Origin of the sequence: Paenibacillus sp. VMFN-D1 (genome assembly GCF_003386155.1) — a bacterium.
Classification (GTDB): domain Bacteria; phylum Bacillota; class Bacilli; order Paenibacillales; family Paenibacillaceae; genus Paenibacillus_AQ; species Paenibacillus_AQ favisporus.
In genome coordinates, this window is the sequence record NZ_QRDU01000001.1 from 2,525,173 (window position 1) to 2,543,328 (window position 18,156).

The window sequence follows — 18,156 nt, forward strand, 5'->3', positions numbered from 1 at the left end:
GAAGACGATCCTTTGTCATCGGTTGGTCGGCATTGTCAATGACTTCTCTGAACATGTTCCTCTCCTCCGGAGACTCGGGCCTGCCGGCGCTACAACCACCGACTGCCAGACTATGAACATGATACGCCTCCTCTTTTTTATGCCAAGCTGTGCGAAGTGTAAAAGCTCCTTCTTATGTAAGCCTTGCCACCAATACAAGGGTCAAACGTATGTATGTAGAAGTAAGTCATTCACCGTCCCCCAGGTCCGTATCGTCCGTTTTCAGTGGACAAATGAATGATCTTTACACCCCTCGTTGACAATAAACTAGCAAATTTCAAGACAACCAGCGTATAATGGTAGCGAGTCCGACAATTCACAGCGTTTACATGCGGCTCTTTGACTTATCCAGTACAGATACCCGGAGGATTGATTTTCATGAGATTGGAAAAAGATTTTCTAGGCACCAAAGAAGTTCCTAACCATGCATACTACGGCATTCAAACCCTACGCGCAAAGGAGAACTTTCCGATTACCGGACAGCGTCTGCATCCTGAACTGATCCGGTCGATGGCCATGGTCAAAAAGGCAGCAGCATTGGCTAATATGGAAATTAAACGGCTGCTTCCAGCCAAAGGTGAGGCCATTGTACAAGCCGCAGATGAGATCATTGGCGGTGAGTGGCTCGACCAATTTATCGTGGATCCGATCCAAGGCGGCGCCGGTACATCGATAAATATGAATACGAACGAAGTGATTGCGAACCGAGCATTGGAATTGATGGGCAAGGAAAAAGGCAGCTACGCCGACATCAGCCCGAACAACCATGTCAACATGGCCCAATCGACCAACGATTCGTTTCCGACCGCCGTCCATCTGGCGACACTGACCATGATTGACAAGCTCGTGGCCACCATGACCGATCTGCACCAGGCCTTCGTCGATAAAGCCAACGAGTTTGACGCGGTGATCAAGATGGGCCGAACCCATCTGCAGGACGCCGTTCCGATCCGTCTCGGGCAGGAATTCCAGGCATACGCCCGCGTGCTGGGCCGTGACATTGAGCGGGTCAAAGCCACCAAGAACAACCTGCTGCATATTAACATGGGCGCAACGGCGGTCGGTACAGGCCTCAATGCCGATTTGACCTACATCAAGCGCGTGGCCGAGATTCTGGCAGAGCTCAGCGGTTTTCCGGTGCAGGCAGCGGATCATCTTGTCGATGCAACACAGAATACCGACGCCTACACCGAGGTGTCTGCCGCCTTAAAAATTTGCATGATGAACATGTCCAAAGTCGCCAACGATATCCGGCTGATGGCTTCCGGCCCACGGGCAGGACTTGGGGAACTTTCTCTCCCTTCACGCCAGCCGGGTTCCTCCATTATGCCGGGGAAGGTCAATCCGGTCATGTGCGAGGTTATCAACCAAATCGCGTTCCAGGTGATCGGTAACGACCATACGATCTGCCTTGCATCCGAAGCCGGCCAGCTCGAGCTGAACGTCATGGAGCCGGTTCTCGTCTACAACCTGCTGCAATCGCTGGAAATTATGAACCAGGGCTTCCGGGTGTTCCGCGAGCACTGCGTCGAGGGCATTCAGGCTAATGTGGAGCGGTGCAGGGAATATGTCGAGAACAGCGTCGGCATCATTACAGCACTGAATCCGCACCTCGGCTACGAAGTCGTCTCCCGCATTGCGCGCGAAGCGATCACGACCGGCAAGTCGGTTCGGGAGCTGTGCCTGCTGTACAACGTGCTGACGGAAGAAGAGCTGAACATCATCCTCGATCCTTACCAAATGACCAATCCGGGCATTGCAGGCGAAGCGCTGCTGCGGAAGGAATAAAATAATAGGAACAGGCCGTGCCGGTATTGGCACGGTCTTTTTTTATATAAAAGCAGTGTTCACCCTTCTACTCCAACACGGACTTTTGAAAATATGGAAGTCCATAAAATGAACTAAAGAATCTCATAGGCCTTTGCTGGGCCGATATAGCAAGAAGTTCCATGCAAATCTTTTGTTTGATCTATGTAAATACATAAAATCCACCGTTCTTTACCATACTATCCATAATCTTTACCAAAGCCTAACCGGAATAGAGTGATAAGCGCGATGGGTTCTGTCAATCGAATGAGTTTCTCCCAAATCTGTATGATCCTCATGTTAATGAATGGACTGACCAGTCATGTCATCGTGAATCCCATGATTCTGGACTCGTCCGGCAGAGATGCCTGGGTTTCCGTCATCATGGCGGCGGTCTTTTACGTGCCCTGGTCGCTGCTGCTCGTCTTGTTCATGAAGAGATCCGGAAACCGGAAGCTGCAGCCGTGGCTTGCCGATCGGACCAAACCATGGATTTCCTGGGTCCTCATGGCCCCGATATGCTTGTATTTGTATTTAATAGGTGGCCTTACGCTTCTTCATACCTCCACCTGGACGATCACCAATTACCTGCCGGCCACGCCGAAGCTGGTGCTCGTTACCGTACTGGCGCTTGTTTGCCTGTACATGGCAAAAACCGGGCTGCGCTCCATGGCCATTGGAGCTGGCGTCCTGCTGCCTATTGTCGTCTTCCTGGGAATTTTCGTCTCGGTTGCCAATACGGCGCACAAAAATTACAAATTGCTGTTCCCCCTGATGGAGCACGGCTGGGCGCCACCTGTTCATGGCATGCTGTATGCCGGAGGTGCGTTCATCGAACTCATCGTCATCGTCACGATGCAGCACCGGATCCGGTCGAATGTGAAACCCTGGCATATGGTCGTGTTTGCGCTGTTGATGGTTTGGATTACGCTGGGACCCGTTATAGGAGCCATTACCGAATTCGGGCCGTATGAAGCGGCCAAGCAGGCCACGTCCCCTTATGAGCAGTGGCGGCTTGTCAAAATCGGCGATTATGTGGAACATGTGGACTTTTTGTCGGTGTATCAGTGGCTTGCCGGGTCAACCGTACGGGTCAGCCTATCCTTGTTTTTGCTTGCGGATATTATGCCTTTCTCCAGTCAAACGATGCGGAACCGATTTATCCTCGCCCTTACGTTCAGTTACATCGTGCTGTCCATGTTTCCGTACAGCCAGCAGGACTTTTATAACATGATGTACCGGAATTATTTTCCGGCATCGCTGATCTTGGGAATCGCGTATTCCCTGCTGTGCGTTGGCATGTCCTTCATTCCGGAGAAAAGGAGGGAACGTACGACATGACGGATACTGAAAATAAACATAACATGCCCCAAGGGAGCAATGAACCAGCAGAGGACCAGAAATCAGAAGGTCATCCGCATGGTGATAAACGTGACCAGGATCACGAAAAAAGCGGGGATCAAGGTAAACGGCGCGACCATTCATCGGAAGATCCGTCTTCAGAAGAGTCGGGCCAGGAAAATCGCGCACCGCTGGACGACACCGAAGATGACAACGGGGACAACAGCGGCCCTGAACATAACAAGGATAAAAGAAACGATGAAGATGCAGAGCATGGCAAAGGTAAAAGTAAAAATGAAAATACCGATAACGAAACTTCAGAAGACGGCCAGTCGGATGATAACAAGTCCCAAAAAGACCAAAAGGAAGACAACCCCTCGGAGGATCCGACGCTTTGGAATTTCAGTAAGCTAAACGATTTGTTTGCGAAAAGTGCAGATATTAAAGTCCAAATGCATCGGCTCAGCAAATCCAATCCTTATTCGGAAATCGTATTGGTCTTTGCTGATGGTCTGTGCGAGTCGTCGCAGATCGGCAAAGTCATTCTGCCGGAGCCCTACGACATGTATGAGAAGGACGGCCTTCCATCCAAAAAAGGCGAACTGCTTGCAGGCAAACTTCCGCTGAGCGCGCTAAAGCACAACGCGCCCAGCAGCGAGGTGGAAGAAGCGGTCTTTCAGGGGAGTGTCGTCCTGTTCCTCCCGCATACCAACGAGCTGTATACGATGGACATCAGCAGCATGCCCAAGCGGACCCCGGAAGAGTCTACCACTGAAATTTCTGTCAAAGGTCCGAAAGACGGTTTCACCGAAGATATCAGCACAAACGTCGCGCTGATCCGCAAGCGGCTCCGCAGCACAACACTCTGCAATGAGACATTTATTATGGGCAGACGAACACGTACGCGCGTATCGCTTCTTTACATTGATGACATCATCTCACCGAAGCTTCTGGAGGAAGTCAAAAAGCGGATGTCCAAAATCGACATGGACGGACTGTATACTGCGAGCCAGTTGGAGGAATTGCTGTCCGACTCGAAGTATTCCCTGCTGCCTCTGATCGATTTTACGGGCCGGCCGGATTACGCGGTCAGCTCGTTGATCAACGGGAGATTTGTCATCATCGTAGACGGCAATCCGATGGCGCTTACGGGTCCCGGCTCGCTGTCCCTGCTCATGAAGTCGCCGGAAGACATCCACTTTAACTACATTTATGTCTCCTTCGTGCGCCTGATTCGCGTGCTCAGTCTCGTCTTGTCCGTGGCTCTTCCAGGATTCTGGGTGGCCTTGACCGCATTTCACCAGGACCAGCTCCCATACCGGATGTTGGCGACCATTTCAGTGACCCGTCTGGGCCTGCCCTTTTCCGCTCAGATGGAGCTGTTTCTGCTGCTCCTGCTGTTTGAGATCTTCCGCGAGGCCGGCATCCGGCTGCCCACCACGATCGGCCAGACCTTGACCGTCATTGGCGGTCTCATCATCGGCGACGCCGCCATCCGTGCCGGGCTGGTCTCTCCGTCATCGGTCGTCGTAGGCGCCATTACGACCGTCACCGGCGCGACCCTGGTCAACCAAAGCTTAACGTCGGTCATCAGTGTTATCCGGTTCACCTTGTTCCTGATCGCCTCGTTTCTGGGCATGTACGGTCTCATTCTCGGCTTGATTCTGCTGCTGATCTACGTATCCCGCCTCCGGACGTTCGGAGAGTCCTATCTTGCGCCGGTTTCGCCTTTCCGGTTCAAGGATTTTATCAACTCGGTCATCCGTCTGCCGTGGGATAAAGTCAAAAGCCGCACCTCCTTCCTGAATCCGCAGGATCCGGATCATCAAGGGGAATCTCCGACATGAAAAGAACGGTGCTATCCATCGTGTGCTGTGCGCTGCTGCTTCTCCTGCCGGGATGCTGGAACTCCAAGGATATTCAGAATATGGCCTATGTGACGGCAATCGGACTTGATTATGTGGATGGAAAATATAAAAGCTACATTCAGGTGCTGAACTTCTCGAATGTTGCTCAATCCCAAAATGCCCAGGTCGGTAAAGTTGTGCCGATCTGGATCGGTACGGGAGAAGGGAAGACCGTGACCGAATCGCTGACGTCCATCTACTCGACGGCCCAGCGCCGTGTATTTTGGGGCCATATGAAAGCGGTCGTTTGTTCCGAGCGGCTGCTCAAGCATGGCATGGACCAAGTGTTTGACATGCTGAACCGGTTCCGGGAGATCCGCTATAACGTGCTGCTGTACGGGACGAGAGATCCGGTTCAAGACATTTTGACGGAGAAGTCCATCCTGAATTTTTCTCCGCTGGAAAGCGTATTGGAATCACCGCAGCAGATTTATACACAGCGTTCGTTCATCCTGCCCATTTACGAGTTCAAAATTTTGGCCCAGCTGAGAGAACCAAGCGGGACAGCAATTCTTCCTTCGTTGACGATCGACTATAAGGACTGGTATGAGGATAAAAAGGATCACCCGATGCACCGGGTATCCGGCGCATATTTCTTTGACAACAGGGAGCTTCGCGGATGGCTCTCGGAGGATGACCTGAGGGGAACCCGCTGGATTCAGCGGCAGCTTGAACGGTCACCCGTCAACATTCCTATCGGTCAGACTCCCGTAGCCACCCTGATCCTGATGAAGCCGCATTTTGTCGTCGAACCCAAATTGGAGAACGATAAAATACATTTCAATATCCGGATCGGTCTAAAATCCTACGTAGATCTGCTCATCAAGGATACACCCGAGTCGACGCTGGAGAAAATGGCCGCTGAACTGGTCAAGAAGGAAGTCATCGAGAGCTATAAAAAAGGCGTTGCCCTGAAATCCGACGTGCTCATGCTGGAGGACAAGCTGTACCGGAAATACCCTGACAAATGGAGGGAGCTCAGCAAGCAGTCCGATTTTATTTTGACCGAGGATATGCTGAAAAACGTGGACGTCACCATTACGATGGTGAACTCCGGAAAGTACAAGCAAAGGGTTCACTGATCCACCGGTGCATGGTATGATGAAGCAAAGAATGCGTTCCTGTCATGCACAGCCAGGGATCAAGGAAGGTGATTGTATATGTGGATTTACATCGTCGTGATCGGCATCGCCCTGCTGGCTGCTGTCGGGACGTTCTGGGTCGGTTTTTCCGCAGAAAATAAGAAGCGTAACCCGGAATACGAGCATCGCACGAAGAAGAATCTGTCCAAGCTGACTTCCATGTACGTGGTGACCGTGGTCCTCGCGATCATCATCTGCGTTGCGGTGTATTTGAGATAGCTTGCGCTCCACATACAAAAAGAGAAGCACCACAAGGATGCTTCTCTTTTTGTATTTCTGAAGGCCGTCTAGGGAGTTCGATTACTGTGCCGTCAAAATTTCCGGTCCGTTCGCCGTAATCGCGAGAGTGTGCTCGTACTGCGCCGAAAGTCCGCCGTCCAGCGTTCTGGCAGTCCAGCCGTCGCTGTCCATCTTGCTCCGGTAAGTGCCGGTATTCAGCATCGGCTCGATCGTAATCACCATGCCCTCCTTCAGCCGCGGACCCACATTCGCCGGCCCGTAGTGGGGAACCTGCGGCGCTTCGTGCATTTCCTCCCCGATGCCGTGGCCGATGAAATCGCGTACGACCGAGAAGCCTTCACCTTCGGCATAAACCTGGATCGCATGCGAAATGTCGCCGATCCGGTTGCCAATGACCGCCTTCTCGATTCCTTTGTACAGGGATTCATGCGTCACGTCCAGCAGGCGCTGCGCCTGCTCGGAAATGTTTCCGACCGGATAGGACCATGCAGAGTCGGCCAGCCAGCCTTTCAGGTTGACCACCATATCCACGGTAATGATATCCCCGTCCTTCAGCACCGTTTTGCCCGGAAAGCCATGGCAGATCACGTCGTTTACCGAAGTGCAGGTCGCATAAGGAAAACCGTTGTATCCTTTCTGCTCGGGTGTAGCCCCATGCTTGCGGATGAATTGTTCTGCGAAACGGTCAATCTCTATAGTGGTGATGCCGGGAGCGATCATCTTGCGGATCTCACGGTGGCAGGCAGCCAAAATTTCGCCCGCTTCTTTCATGTACTTGATCTGGTCTTTCGTCTTCAGAATTATCATCTTTTTATCTACCCTCATTCCTGTCTGTATCTTCTTATTATACCCAATATCGTCAATGTCCGAAATCTACCCGTATCATCTTATGCGTGATAAGGCGAAAAGGAGCTCCGGTCCTTCGATTGGAAGAACCGGAACTCCTGTGAATGGAGGGTTATCGCGAGTTCAATTAAGCCGTTTGCGGCTCTGCAGAAACTTCCTTCGCCTTGCGGCCCTTAATCAGGAAGTAGACAAGGGTCAAAGCTAGGAAAATCACGGCGTCGATCCCCAGTATGCCTGCCTGCTTCCACACCAGATCAAAATCTCCGCTGGCGATAATCGCCTTGTATCCGAGCACGCTGTGAGACATCGGAAGCCAAGGATTCAGCGGCTTCAGCCAATCCGGAATCAGCTCCAGCGGGAACGTTCCGGCGCTGGTTGCCAGCTGCAGAATCAGCAGGATGATGATCAGGAAGCGTCCTGGCATATCCAGCCAGGTGACAAACGCCTGCACGATAAACATAAACGTCAAGCTCGTAATAAAGGAGAAGAGGAAGAAGAGCGGTACGCTTCGAACCTCCAGCCCCAGTCCGTACAAAATGATCGCTGCCGCGACCACGGACTGGAACAAGCTCATGCCCGCGAAGGAAAGCGAGCGGCTGACGAACCGGCTGAAGCCGGAAGCTCCAGGAACCGTCGTTCCTTTGAGCGAAATGACCAACGTCGAAATGAGCGCTCCGACGAACAGGCCGAGCGACATGAAGTACGGCGTCAGGCCTGTGCCGTAGTTCGGCACCTTGCGGTCATCGATTTCCTTCGTATCAACCGGGGAAGCGAACATTTCCACAAGCGCATCGGTCTTCTTGAGCTCGGAGGTTTTATCCGCCGCATCCGTCAGCTTCGTCTGCAGCTCCTTCGAACCGTCCTCCAGCTTGCTGATGCCGCTCTTCAGGTCACCTGCGCCGTTGTTCAGCTGCTGCGAACCGTCGGCAAGTGTTCCGAGCCCGCTGGCGAGCTTGTTCACGCCGCCCTGCAGCTGGCTGGATCCTGCCAGGAGCTGCTGGGCGCCCCCCACCAGGCTCTGGCTGCCGCCGGCCGCTTCGGACAGCTTCTGGCCGAACGTTTGCAGGCCGGCCGTAAGCTGCTGCTGGCCGGCATTCAGCTTGGATGCGCCGGCCACGAGCTGCTGCTGGCCTTGTACGAGCTGTCCGCTGCCTGCGGTGAGCTGCTGCGTGCCTGCATGCAGCTGGGCCGCGCCGCTGGCCAGCTTCTTCTGGCCGTCATGCAGCGAGTTCGCCCCGCTGAGCAGCTGCTGCTGACCCTGTGCGAGCTGGGCGCTGCCGTCGGCTACCGCCTGGCTGGCTGCGATCAGCTTCTGCAGCTCAGGGTTTGCCGCGAGCTCAGGGCTCGCTTTGGCCAGCTGCTGCAGGCCGTCGGCCACGCCTTTGGCGCCGTCGGCGACCTTCTGAGCGCTGCCTGCGGAAGATTCAAGGCCGCTCGCCAGATCGGAGCTTCCCTTCTCCGACGCCTTCAGGCCGGATTCCAGTCCGGCTGCGCCCTCATCGGCGCTCTTCAGACCGGCATTCAGGTCTTGGGCGCCCTTGAGCGAGGACTGCAGCCCTTGATACAGCTGCTCGCCGCCCTTCTGGGCCGACACGGCCCCTGCGGTCAGCTGACCCTGCGCGCTGCTCAGCTGGCTGAGCCCGCCGGCAAGCTTCTTGGCGCCCCCTTCCAGGTCGCCTACACCTTTGGTCAGGTCGCTTGCCCCTTTGGCCAGCGGACCCATGCCGTCCTTCGCTTCAAGTGTGCCTGCGGCCAGCTTGCCGAGGTTTTCCTTCAGCTTGACGGCTCCTTCATCCAGATCATTGGTGCCGTTATGCAGCTTGCCCGCGCCTTCACCGGCTTCGGCCAAACCGTCCGATACCTCTGTAAAATTGTCCAGCAGGCTGTCGGTATACGATTCCGTTACCTTCGCGGATACTTTGGACTTGATATCTTTTACGGCCGTATTGCCGATCTGGGAGGCCACAAAGTTGTAGTCTCCGTTCGGCTCGTATTCGATGCTGGCCGGCTGCGGATTTTCATCCATCAGCGTCGTCGCTTTGCTGGAAAAATCCTCGGGGATCGTAATTTTCATATAATAGCGGTTATCCTTGATTCCCTGCTCAGCTTCTTTTTCACTGACGAATTCCCAGTCAAAGTCCTTGCCTTTCTTCAGTTCGTCCACCAAATCGTCTCCGATGTGGAGCTGCTTGCCTTTGAATTCGGCGCCCTTATCCTTGTTGACCACCGCTACCGGCAGTTGGTCCAGATGACCGTAGGGGTCCCAAAAGGCCGCCAGATATACGCCGCTGTACAAAATCGGAATAAACATGACGGCAATGACAGGAATGAGCACTTTCGGATTTTTTACGGCCGCCGCCAAATCTTTAAAAAACACGGCTATTGATTTCATGTTCCCGGGCTTCCCCCTTTACGTGATTTAGTATGACTCAGACACTCCCGAGTATCATTGACTGATTTCTTCAATTGGTCAGTTTTGCGCATACGGAAATACTCCGGACAAAAGAACCCCACAACGTGGGGCCATTGCTCCGAGACGTACTCGGGTACTTCGCCGTGGCGCCTGATAAAAGCCGCAGCGGTCCCTGCAGTTATAAAGGGATATAATGCATGCCCGGTTATTTCACAGACAGCCCTTCTTCCAGAAACAGCCGGAAGTGCTGTCTGATTTCCGCCTTGGTTAACGTTGCTTGATGCTGTTTGTTCCATTCGGACGTCAAGGCGACATACATTTTCAGCATGAGAAAAGCGACGACGGACGGATCGCATTCCCGGATTTCGTGCTGCTCCACCGCGAACCGGACTTCCTTCTCCATATAGCCGAGGATGACACCCTCCACCCGGCTCATCGCCTCCTGGGACTGTGGTGTCCCGAAGTCTCTGACCTCCTGTGAGAGCTTGATCAGCAGCTCATGTTCCCCCCGGAATTCCAGAAGGGAATCCAGAACCCGGAACAGGTTATCGAAAAACGGCTTCCGGTGATCCACTTCCCGCTCAATGATCGTTTTCATTTCGGAGATGACGCCGTGCAGAATTTCGTCAAACAGCTGTTCCTTCGTATCAAAAAACGTATAAATCGTTCCTTTTCCCACATTAGCGATCTTCGCTACCTGCTCCATCGTTGTCGCCTTGTACCCGAACAAGGAAAAGGACTGGGCAGCCGCGCCCAGCACCTGTTTCTTCCGGTCGACCGATCCTATGATGTTCTCCTCCCATCTAAACGCGTATCAGCAAAAACTGACCAATTTTCAATTTCAGTCATAAGGTCAGTTTTTACTTTACCACATTTATTGGAATATGCAAAGATACTTATTGAAATTTTTCACGATTGTATGAAAATTTCATATTTTGCCCGTTCCGTTTCCATGGAAAGCTGCTGGTCCTGCACATTCGTGTACTTCAATCCATCAACGTAAATTTGGTATGTGCTCTGCGGAAGCGGGATATCTCCCTGCTCGTTCACCACAGCTCCGCTGCCGTGGAGGATCAGCGAATCCCCTTCGGTATATTCGTCAATCGTCGGTGTGCTCGGCTTGTATTCCACATCCTCCAGCGTGATTCGTGTCTGGTCGATGTCCTCAAGCTCCTGTTTGCGGATCATAACAGTCTGCTGTTTATGCGCGTTCAGCCAGTCGGTTACGGATTTGAGAGATTCGTTCATTAAAAAGCCCTTCTTTCTGCATAGTAGTCATTGCCTTCATCTCCGGGTACGGTTGGTGCCGATGAAGCGGCCGCGGCCCGTCTATAAAGAGTCTAACCATTCCGCCGAAAGGCAAAACATCCCTGGAAATCACGATCTCTCCGCCAAACTGGATCAAAGAACAGGGGCTTATTGTGATAGGGACATTGCCGAGAATAGAAAAAGAGATGCCTCCCACCACAAACAGCGGGAAACATCTCTAAAATGTCCGTTCCTTCTACTCCTCCTGGTCCGGCCCAGCATCTTCCTCAGGTGCCGTCGTTCCGAGCCAGCTGCGGATCATCGACAACAGCTGCGCGCTGTTCACCGGCTTGGTAATGTAGTCGGATGCTCCGGCTTCCAGGCATTCCTCCCGGTCGCCTTTCATCGCCTTGGCGGTCAGAGCAATGATCGGGAGATCCTTGAACTGCGGCTTGCTGCGGATCGCCCGCGTCGTTTCGTAGCCGTCCATAACCGGCATCATGATGTCCATCAGCACGATCTCGATATCCGGCGTCTGCTCCAGAATTTGAATGGCCTCGTGTCCGTTTTCAGCAGGAACGACCATCATCTGATGACGCTCCAGGATGGTAGTCAAGGCAAAAATGTTGCGGATGTCGTCGTCCACGACCAGAACCTTTTTATACTGAATCATCTCGTCGGATTGATACAGCTTGCGCACGAGCTCTCCCGCCTGTTCTGGCAGGTCATCCAGCTTGCGGTGCAGGAACAGGCTCGTCTCGTCGATCATCTGGGCCGGCGTCTTGACCTCTTTGATGACCGCGGATTTGGTCAGCTCTTCCAGTTCCTCCTCCTGCTCATGGTTCCATTTGACGCTCCGGTTCAAGACCAATGGCATGTGCTTGTTTTTTGGATTTTTCTGCATTTCCCGGACGAACTGCAGGACGTTCATATCCTCTAAATCGTTATCCGCGAGCACGCAGTCAAAATGCTCATTCTTCAAGATCTCGAGCGCTTCCCGGGCAGTCTGCGCCATGACGATCCGCACGTCCTCGCTGCCCAGAAGAGCTGCCCATTCCTGGCAGCGCTCATCTTCCGTTGCGGCCAGCAGCAGGCTGCGGCTATGTTCAGCGGCAAACCGGCTCAGCTGATCCAGCGCCTTCTCGAGGTCTTCGTTGGTGACCGGCTTGCAGACATACTCATAGACTCCCTTGCGGAGCAGTTCAACTTCATCCTCTTCGACGGTGATGACGCAGACCGGAATATGCCGGGTTGCCAAGTCGTTCTTCAAGTGCTCAATGACCATCCAACCGTCCATATCGCCGAGGCGCAGATCGAGCGTAATCGCCTCCGGCTGGTATTTTCTCGCCAGCTCGAGTGCGCCGGATCCTTTTGTCGTGATGACCGCCTTGATATTCTTCCGGTGCAGCAGTTCCAGCAGGATTTCGTTAAACTTCACGTCGTCTTCAATGATGAGAAAGACACGATCTCCCGGCTCGATCCGCTCCCGGTCGTCGTTCACGTCATCCGCCTTGCGGCTGAAGGTCAGCTTCTGCTCCGGCGGCGTGACGTCGATGATTTCCGGTACGTATTTCGGCGTTTCCTCCTGCGGCCCCATTTCAGTGTCGACCGGCAGGTAGAGGTTGAAAATGCTGCCTTTGCCGACGACGCTGTACAGCGTCAGTTCCCCGCCAAGCAATTGGGCGATCTCACGGGAAATGGCCAATCCGAGCCCCGTGCCGCCATACACCCGGTTCGTGCTGCCGTCCGCCTGCTGGAACGCTTCGAAAATGATCTGCTGCTTGTCCTCCGGAATGCCGATTCCGGTGTCGCTGACCGAGAAGCACAGCACGTTCGGCGCTTGGTTCAGCGATTCGTTATCCCTGCTCCAGCCTTCGCTGGCCCGCCGCAGGGCCAAAGTAACCTGGCCCTTCTCCGTGAACTTAAAGGCGTTCGACAGGAGGTTTTTGAGCACCTGCTGCAGCCGCTTCTGATCGGTAACCACCGTATCCGGCACGTTCGGATCCACCTTGATGCTGAACTCGAGCAGGCTGTTATCCACCATCGGGCGGAACGACCGGTCGAGGCTGTCCGTCAGCGCTTTGAGGGACACTTCGCTGAAGTCCGGCGTTACGGTGCCCGATTCAATTTTGGACAGATCCAAAATTTCATTGATCAGGTTCAGCAGCTCCAGCCCTGAATCCTGGATCGTTTTGGCGAATTTGACCTGATGTTCGGTCAAGTTCTGATCCGGGTTATCTGCAAGCTGTTCGGCAAGAAGGAGGAGGGAATTGAGCGGCGTTCTTAATTCATGCGACATATTGGCCAAAAACTCCGATTTGTAGCGTGAGGTCAACGCAAGCTGCTCCGCCTTCTCCTCGAGGAACTGCTTCGCAACCTCGACCTCCTGGTTTTTGCTCTCGACCTCGGCCTTTTGCAGGACGAGCAGCTTCGCCTTGTCCTCCAGCTCCTCATTCGTATGCTGAAGCTCCATCTGCTGCTTCTGCAGCTCCTCCGTCAGCGATTGCGACTGCATGAGCAGCTCCTCCGTCCGGCGGTTGGCCTGCATCGTATTTACAACGATGCCGATCGATTCGGTCAGCTGATCCAGGAAAGCCAGATCGATCTCGGTAAAGGCCCGGAAGGACGCCAGCTCCAGCACGCCAAGCACATGCTCCTCGAATATAATCGGCAGCAGCACGATATTAAGCGGCACGGCTTCGCCGAGTCCCGAAGATATCATGACATAATCATGCGGCACATTCGTCAGCAGGATACGCTGCTTCTCCACGAGGCACTGGCCGACCAGTCCTTCGCCGGCACGGAAGCGGTTCGACAGATGCTTCCGGTTCTGGTAGGCGTAGCTGGCAAACAGCGTCAGCACCGGTTCGTCGTTCTCCGGCTCGTTGATATAGAAGACGCCATGCTGAATCGACACGAGCGGCGCCAGCTCCGACAGAATCATGCGGCTGATGGCATACAGGTCGCGCTGTCCCTGCAGCAATCTCGAAAACTTGGCGAGATTGGTCTTCAGCCAGTCCTGCTCGGTATTGATGCGGGTCGTCTCTTTCAAGTTCCGGATCATTTCGTTCACATTGTCCTTCAGTGCGGCAACTTCGCCGGCCGCTGCGACATCGATCGTCCGGGACAGATCCCCTTTGGCAACCGCCGTGGCCACATTGGTGATTGCACGGACCTGCGTGGTCAAAGTGCTCGCCATATAGTTGACATTGTCGGTCAAATCCCGCCAGGTGCCGGCGGCTCCCGGAACGCTTGCCTGACCGCCCAGCTTTCCTTCTGCGCCGACCTCACGGGCGACGGTAATGACCTGATCGGCGAACGTATCCAGCGTTTCGGTCATATTGTTGATCGTATCGGCCAATTCGGCAATTTCGCCTTTCGCATCCACGTTCAGCTTCTGCTTCAGGTTCCCGTTCGCCACGGCGGTCACGACCTTGGCGATGCCGCGGACCTGATCCGTCAGATTGTTCGCCATAATGTTAACGTTGTCGGTCAAATCCTTCCAGATGCCGCCGACCCCGCTTACCTGTGCCTGTCCGCCCAGCTTGCCGTCCGTTCCGACTTCGCGGGCGACGCGCGTGACCTCGGAGGCAAACGAGTTCAGCTGGTCCACCATCGTATTGACTGTATTTTTCAGCTCCAGCAGCTCGCCGCTGACGTCGACCGTAATTTTCTTGGACAGATCTCCGTTGGCGACCGCTGTGGTCACACCGGCAATGTTCCGCATCTGGATCGTCAGGTTGCGCGTCATGTTGTTCACCGTATCGGTCAGGTCCTTCCAGGTACCCGACACATCCTTGACGTTCGCCTGGGCGCCGAGCTTGCCTTCTGTTCCGACCTCGCTGGCCACCCGCGTTACTTCCGACGCGAAATTGCTGAGCTGGTCCACCATCGTGTTCATTGTGTTCTTCAGCTCGAGCAGTTCGCCCTTGACGTCGACCGTAATCTTCTTGGACAAATCGCCCTTCGCTACCGCCGTCGTCACTTCGGCGATGTTCCGCACCTGATTCGTCAGATTGCGGGCCATGTTGTTGACGCCTTCGGTCAAATCCTTCCACGTGCCGCCGACGCCCCGGACCTCGGCCTGCCCGCCGAGCTTCCCTTCGGTGCCGACCTCGCGGGCGACGCGGGTAACCTCGGATGCAAACGTGCTGAGCTGATCCACCATCGTATTGATCGTGTTTTTCAGCTCAAGGATTTCGCCCTGAACGTCCGCGGTGATCTTCTTCGACAGGTCCCCGTTCGCCACCGCCGTCGTAACGACGGCGATATTGCGCACCTGGTTCGTCAGGTTCGAGGCCATGTAGTTGACGTTCTCGGTCAAATCGCGCCACGTGCCGGCCACGCCCTTAACCTGCGCCTGACCGCCAAGCATGCCGAGCGTTCCGACCTCGCGGGCCACGCGGGTAACCTCGGACGCAAACGTGCTGAGCTGATCCACCATCGTGTTGATCGTATTTTTCAGCTCGAGAATTTCACCCTTGGCGTTAACCGTAATGTGCTTGGACAAGTCGCCCTTCGCCACCGCTGTCGTCACTTCGGCGATGTTGCGGACCTGATTGGTCAGATTGCTGGCCATGGAGTTGACGCTTTCGGTCAGATCACGCCATGTTCCCGCTACGCCGCTGACCTCCGCCTGCCCGCCCAATATGCCCTCGGTGCCGACTTCGCGGGCGATCTTCGTCACTTCGGAAGCGAACATGGACAGCTGGTCCACCATCGTGTTGATCGTATTTTTAAGTTCCAGGATTTCACCCTGAACGTTGGCCGTAATTTTTTTCGATAAATCCCCGTTGGCAACAGCCGTCGTAACGACCGCAATATTGCGGACCTGATCCGTCAAATTCGTGGCCATGTCGTTGACGCTCTCCGTCAAATCTCTCCACGTGCCGGACACGCCTTTGACGTTCGCCTGCCCGCCGAGTTTCCCTTCCGTGCCGACCTCACGGGCCATTCGGGTGACCTCGGACGCAAAAGTCGACAGCTGTTCCACCATCGTATTAATCGTATTTTTCAATTCCAAAATTTCGCCGCTGGCATTGACCGTGATCTGCTTGGTGAGATCGCCCTTGGCCACTGCCGTCGTCACTTCGGCGATGCTGCGGACCTGGCTCGTCAGATTGGCCGCCATGCCGTTCACGCTGTCGGTCAGATCCTTCCATGTCCCCGAGACGCCTTCAACATCGGCTTGACCGCCCAAAATGCCTTCGGTCCCCACCTCTTTGGCTACGCGGGTCACTTCGGAAGCAAACTTGCTCAGCTGGTTGACCATCTTGTTGATGTTGTTTGCGGACTTTTTGAACTCGCCGGTCAGCGGCCGCCCTTCAAACTCCAGATCCACCTTTTGCCGCAAATCGCCCTGGGCAACCGCGTTGATCACGCGCACCATCTCGCTGGTCGGCTGGATCAGGTCACTAACAAGACCGTTTAACGATTCTACGGCCGCCTCCCAAGACCCGCCGGTATTTTTATGGGAAAACCTGCGCGACAGCTTGCCCTCTTTGCCGACAACCCTGGCAACGGTATCGATTTCGGACACAAGGCTCTCCTGCATTTCCATGATCTCATTAAAGGTGTCTGCGATTTTTCCGGCGATGCCCGTCTGATCGTATGGCATGCGGTATGTAAAATCTCCCTTTTTAAAAGCCATCAGCGCATCGAGCAGTTCCTTGGACTGAACCTGGCTCTCTTGCGAATCCGGTTTCAAATGCTGATCCGACATGGTCAAATCCCTCTCTCGACATAATTTTACACCGTTCATTGCTGGTAAACATGATTTCTCTATTATTCTACTATGCCGATTAAAATCTGTCATTTTTCTGCCAGTTAAAAGTTAAAAATTACACTTTAGCGAAAGCACAAAAAACCGTCCCAATGGCCCAGATCGATCTTTTTGATCGATTGGTCCGAAATATATTTGACTGTTCAGTCAGAAAAATAAGGACGTTCATGCCGTGTATTTGGTTGCACCCGCAAGTATGCACCCTGCAGAGGTCATGATTCCTTTTATCCGCAGAGCACTTGACGCCTCGGTTAAGCGCTTCGTCCTGTTATCCAGTGCCTCAATTCCGGAAAATGGACCCGTCTTCGGCGCCGTTCACCATTATCTTCGTCAGCACGCTCCCGAATGGGCCGTACTGCGCCCTTCCTACTTCATGCAGAACTTCACGAATGCCCGACACGGGCACGGATACTAGTTGCGCAAAGCGTAACCGGGCGAGAACCGCGTTCCCTTGAACAATTCATTTCGCGAACAAGGCATGGTTTTCAATGGAAAACCAAAAGGCACTTTGAGAAAAAAGGCTCTCCTGTCATCATCGTTTAAGATGACCCTAGGAGAGCCTTTTGGGTTCAGGGATTCACTTCTATAAGAGACTTACCTTTTAGCTGCCTTGCATCGTCCGGAAGACGGACAGCACCATTTGCATGATGCCAAGCAGCTTCGGCTCATCCATTCCGAGCTTGGCTGACGTTATCAGAGCGATCCGCTCATGCACGAGGAAACGGGCAAGGTCTCGGATGTTCACCTCCGTGCCTATTTCCCCTTCTGTCACCGCTTGTTCCAGCATCGTGTAAAAGATCTGCTCCGACAGTTCGGTATTCGCCTGCAAATAAGCAGCCAGTTCCTCATTATGAGGGGCCTGCTCGATCGCGCTGCTAATAATGAAGCATTGCAGGCGCTGTTCGGGGTCCACTAGGACCTTAATGATGGTAGTGAAGACGAGCTCCACCTTGTCAACCACCGTTCCAGGCCCTTCACAATGCTTCCTCAGCTCCTGATTCTTCTGATCCATATAGTGCTTGACTGCTGCGAAAAACAACTCCCACTTCGTTCCATACGTATCGTATATACTCTGACGGGCAATGCCCAGTCCAGTGATTAAATCCGGTAACGAGGTGCCTTCATAGCCGCGATTCCCAAAGATGTTCATAGCCTTATGCAGGATCTCATTCGTATCAAAAGCCTTCGTTCTTGCCACGGTCCTCCCCCTTTCTCCAGTTATTCATATAAGTTATTATACTATAATTGCGGGCGGACCCTCACGATTTCCATATGCACAGTCGGCCAACAAACCTCTATCGATTGCCGTGGACATGAAGATATGGGTAGAAAACATGCGGAATGTTCTCCGCATCTAACTTGCGAAAGAAATCTAGATCCACCAACAAACGT

Annotated in this window: 11 protein-coding genes and 1 pseudogene; 6 read left to right on the forward strand and 6 right to left on the reverse strand. The window is 53.8% G+C overall.

All coding sequences use genetic code 11. The features are described from left to right. The first annotated feature begins 417 nt into the window (after positions 1–417). From aspA to C7820_RS11590, 5 genes are all read left to right on the forward strand, one after another. Positions 418–1,827, forward strand: coding sequence for an aspartate ammonia-lyase (gene aspA, locus C7820_RS11570; protein ID WP_076167538.1), 1,410 nt, complete (start codon positions 418–420; stop codon positions 1,825–1,827). Positions 1,828–2,112: 285 nt separating this feature from the next. Continuing rightward, the gene (locus tag C7820_RS11575; RefSeq protein ID WP_258875212.1) at positions 2,113–3,186 is read left to right on the forward strand and encodes a spore germination protein; all 1,074 of its coding nucleotides are present in this window, start codon (positions 2,113–2,115) and stop codon (positions 3,184–3,186) included. Beyond that, positions 3,183–5,033 (forward strand): spore germination protein, encoded by a 1,851-nt coding sequence (locus C7820_RS11580; protein WP_258875213.1) that lies wholly within the window; start codon positions 3,183–3,185, stop codon positions 5,031–5,033. Before C7820_RS11575 ends, C7820_RS11580 begins: the two co-directional genes overlap by 4 nt. Next, positions 5,030–6,175 carry a Ger(x)C family spore germination protein gene (locus C7820_RS11585; RefSeq protein ID WP_116231054.1) on the forward strand — a complete coding sequence of 382 codons (1,146 nt, stop codon included), beginning with the start codon at positions 5,030–5,032 and terminating at the stop codon, positions 6,173–6,175. The genes C7820_RS11580 and C7820_RS11585 overlap by 4 nt, the downstream gene beginning before the upstream one ends. A 78-nt stretch (positions 6,176–6,253) precedes the next feature. Further along, positions 6,254–6,454, forward strand: coding sequence for a hypothetical protein (locus C7820_RS11590; protein WP_089546697.1), 201 nt, complete (start codon positions 6,254–6,256; stop codon positions 6,452–6,454). Between the two features lie 81 nt (positions 6,455–6,535). Here C7820_RS11590 and map read toward each other — a convergent pair whose 3' ends face one another. The 5 genes from map to C7820_RS11615 form a co-directional block, all read right to left on the reverse strand. Further along, on the reverse strand, positions 6,536–7,282 hold the full coding sequence (gene map / locus C7820_RS11595; protein WP_076169476.1) for a type I methionyl aminopeptidase: 747 nt from the start codon (positions 7,280–7,282) through the stop codon (positions 6,536–6,538). Positions 7,283–7,448: 166 nt separating this feature from the next. Continuing rightward, the gene (locus tag C7820_RS11600) at positions 7,449–9,713 is read right to left on the reverse strand and encodes a YhgE/Pip family protein (protein ID WP_116231055.1); all 2,265 of its coding nucleotides are present in this window, start codon (positions 9,711–9,713) and stop codon (positions 7,449–7,451) included. 226 nt (positions 9,714–9,939) lie between these two features. Further along, complete coding sequence (locus C7820_RS11605) at positions 9,940–10,521, reverse strand: TetR/AcrR family transcriptional regulator (protein WP_076167551.1); 582 nt, start codon at positions 10,519–10,521, stop codon at positions 9,940–9,942. A 122-nt stretch (positions 10,522–10,643) separates the two neighbouring features. Beyond that, the gene (gene ymzB, locus C7820_RS11610) at positions 10,644–10,982 is read right to left on the reverse strand and encodes a protein YmzB (RefSeq protein ID WP_116231056.1); all 339 of its coding nucleotides are present in this window, start codon (positions 10,980–10,982) and stop codon (positions 10,644–10,646) included. 256 nt (positions 10,983–11,238) lie between these two features. Next, on the reverse strand, positions 11,239–16,704 hold the full coding sequence (locus C7820_RS11615; RefSeq protein WP_116231057.1) for a HAMP domain-containing protein: 5,466 nt from the start codon (positions 16,702–16,704) through the stop codon (positions 11,239–11,241). A 229-nt stretch (positions 16,705–16,933) separates the two neighbouring features. Here C7820_RS11615 and C7820_RS11620 point away from each other — a divergent pair. Next, positions 16,934–17,164 (forward strand): annotated as a pseudogene (locus C7820_RS11620) (ergot alkaloid biosynthesis protein); the annotation flags it as partial. A gap of 201 nt (positions 17,165–17,365) precedes the next feature. Here the strand turns inward: C7820_RS11620 and C7820_RS11625 are convergent. Further along, positions 17,366–17,962 carry a TetR/AcrR family transcriptional regulator gene (locus C7820_RS11625; protein ID WP_116231058.1) on the reverse strand — a complete coding sequence of 199 codons (597 nt, stop codon included), beginning with the start codon at positions 17,960–17,962 and terminating at the stop codon, positions 17,366–17,368. Positions 17,963–18,156: the final 194 nt, after the last annotated feature.

What these genes read in the sequence shown, in the direction of transcription:
- aspA (WP_076167538.1), top strand. Translation starts at nt 418, where the DNA reads ATGAGATTGGAAAAAGATTTTCTAGGCACCAAAGAAGTTCCTAACCAT.
- C7820_RS11575 (WP_258875212.1), top strand. Translation starts at nt 2,113, where the DNA reads ATGAGTTTCTCCCAAATCTGTATGATCCTCATGTTAATGAATGGACTG.
- C7820_RS11580 (WP_258875213.1), top strand. Translation starts at nt 3,183, where the DNA reads ATGACGGATACTGAAAATAAACATAACATGCCCCAAGGGAGCAATGAA.
- C7820_RS11585 (WP_116231054.1), top strand. Translation starts at nt 5,030, where the DNA reads ATGAAAAGAACGGTGCTATCCATCGTGTGCTGTGCGCTGCTGCTTCTC.
- C7820_RS11590 (WP_089546697.1), top strand. Translation starts at nt 6,254, where the DNA reads ATGTGGATTTACATCGTCGTGATCGGCATCGCCCTGCTGGCTGCTGTC.
- map (WP_076169476.1), bottom strand. Translation starts at nt 7,282, where the DNA reads ATGATAATTCTGAAGACGAAAGACCAGATCAAGTACATGAAAGAAGCG.
- C7820_RS11600 (WP_116231055.1), bottom strand. Translation starts at nt 9,713, where the DNA reads ATGAAATCAATAGCCGTGTTTTTTAAAGATTTGGCGGCGGCCGTAAAA.
- ymzB (WP_116231056.1), bottom strand. Translation starts at nt 10,982, where the DNA reads ATGAACGAATCTCTCAAATCCGTAACCGACTGGCTGAACGCGCATAAA.
- C7820_RS11615 (WP_116231057.1), bottom strand. Translation starts at nt 16,704, where the DNA reads ATGTCGGATCAGCATTTGAAACCGGATTCGCAAGAGAGCCAGGTTCAG.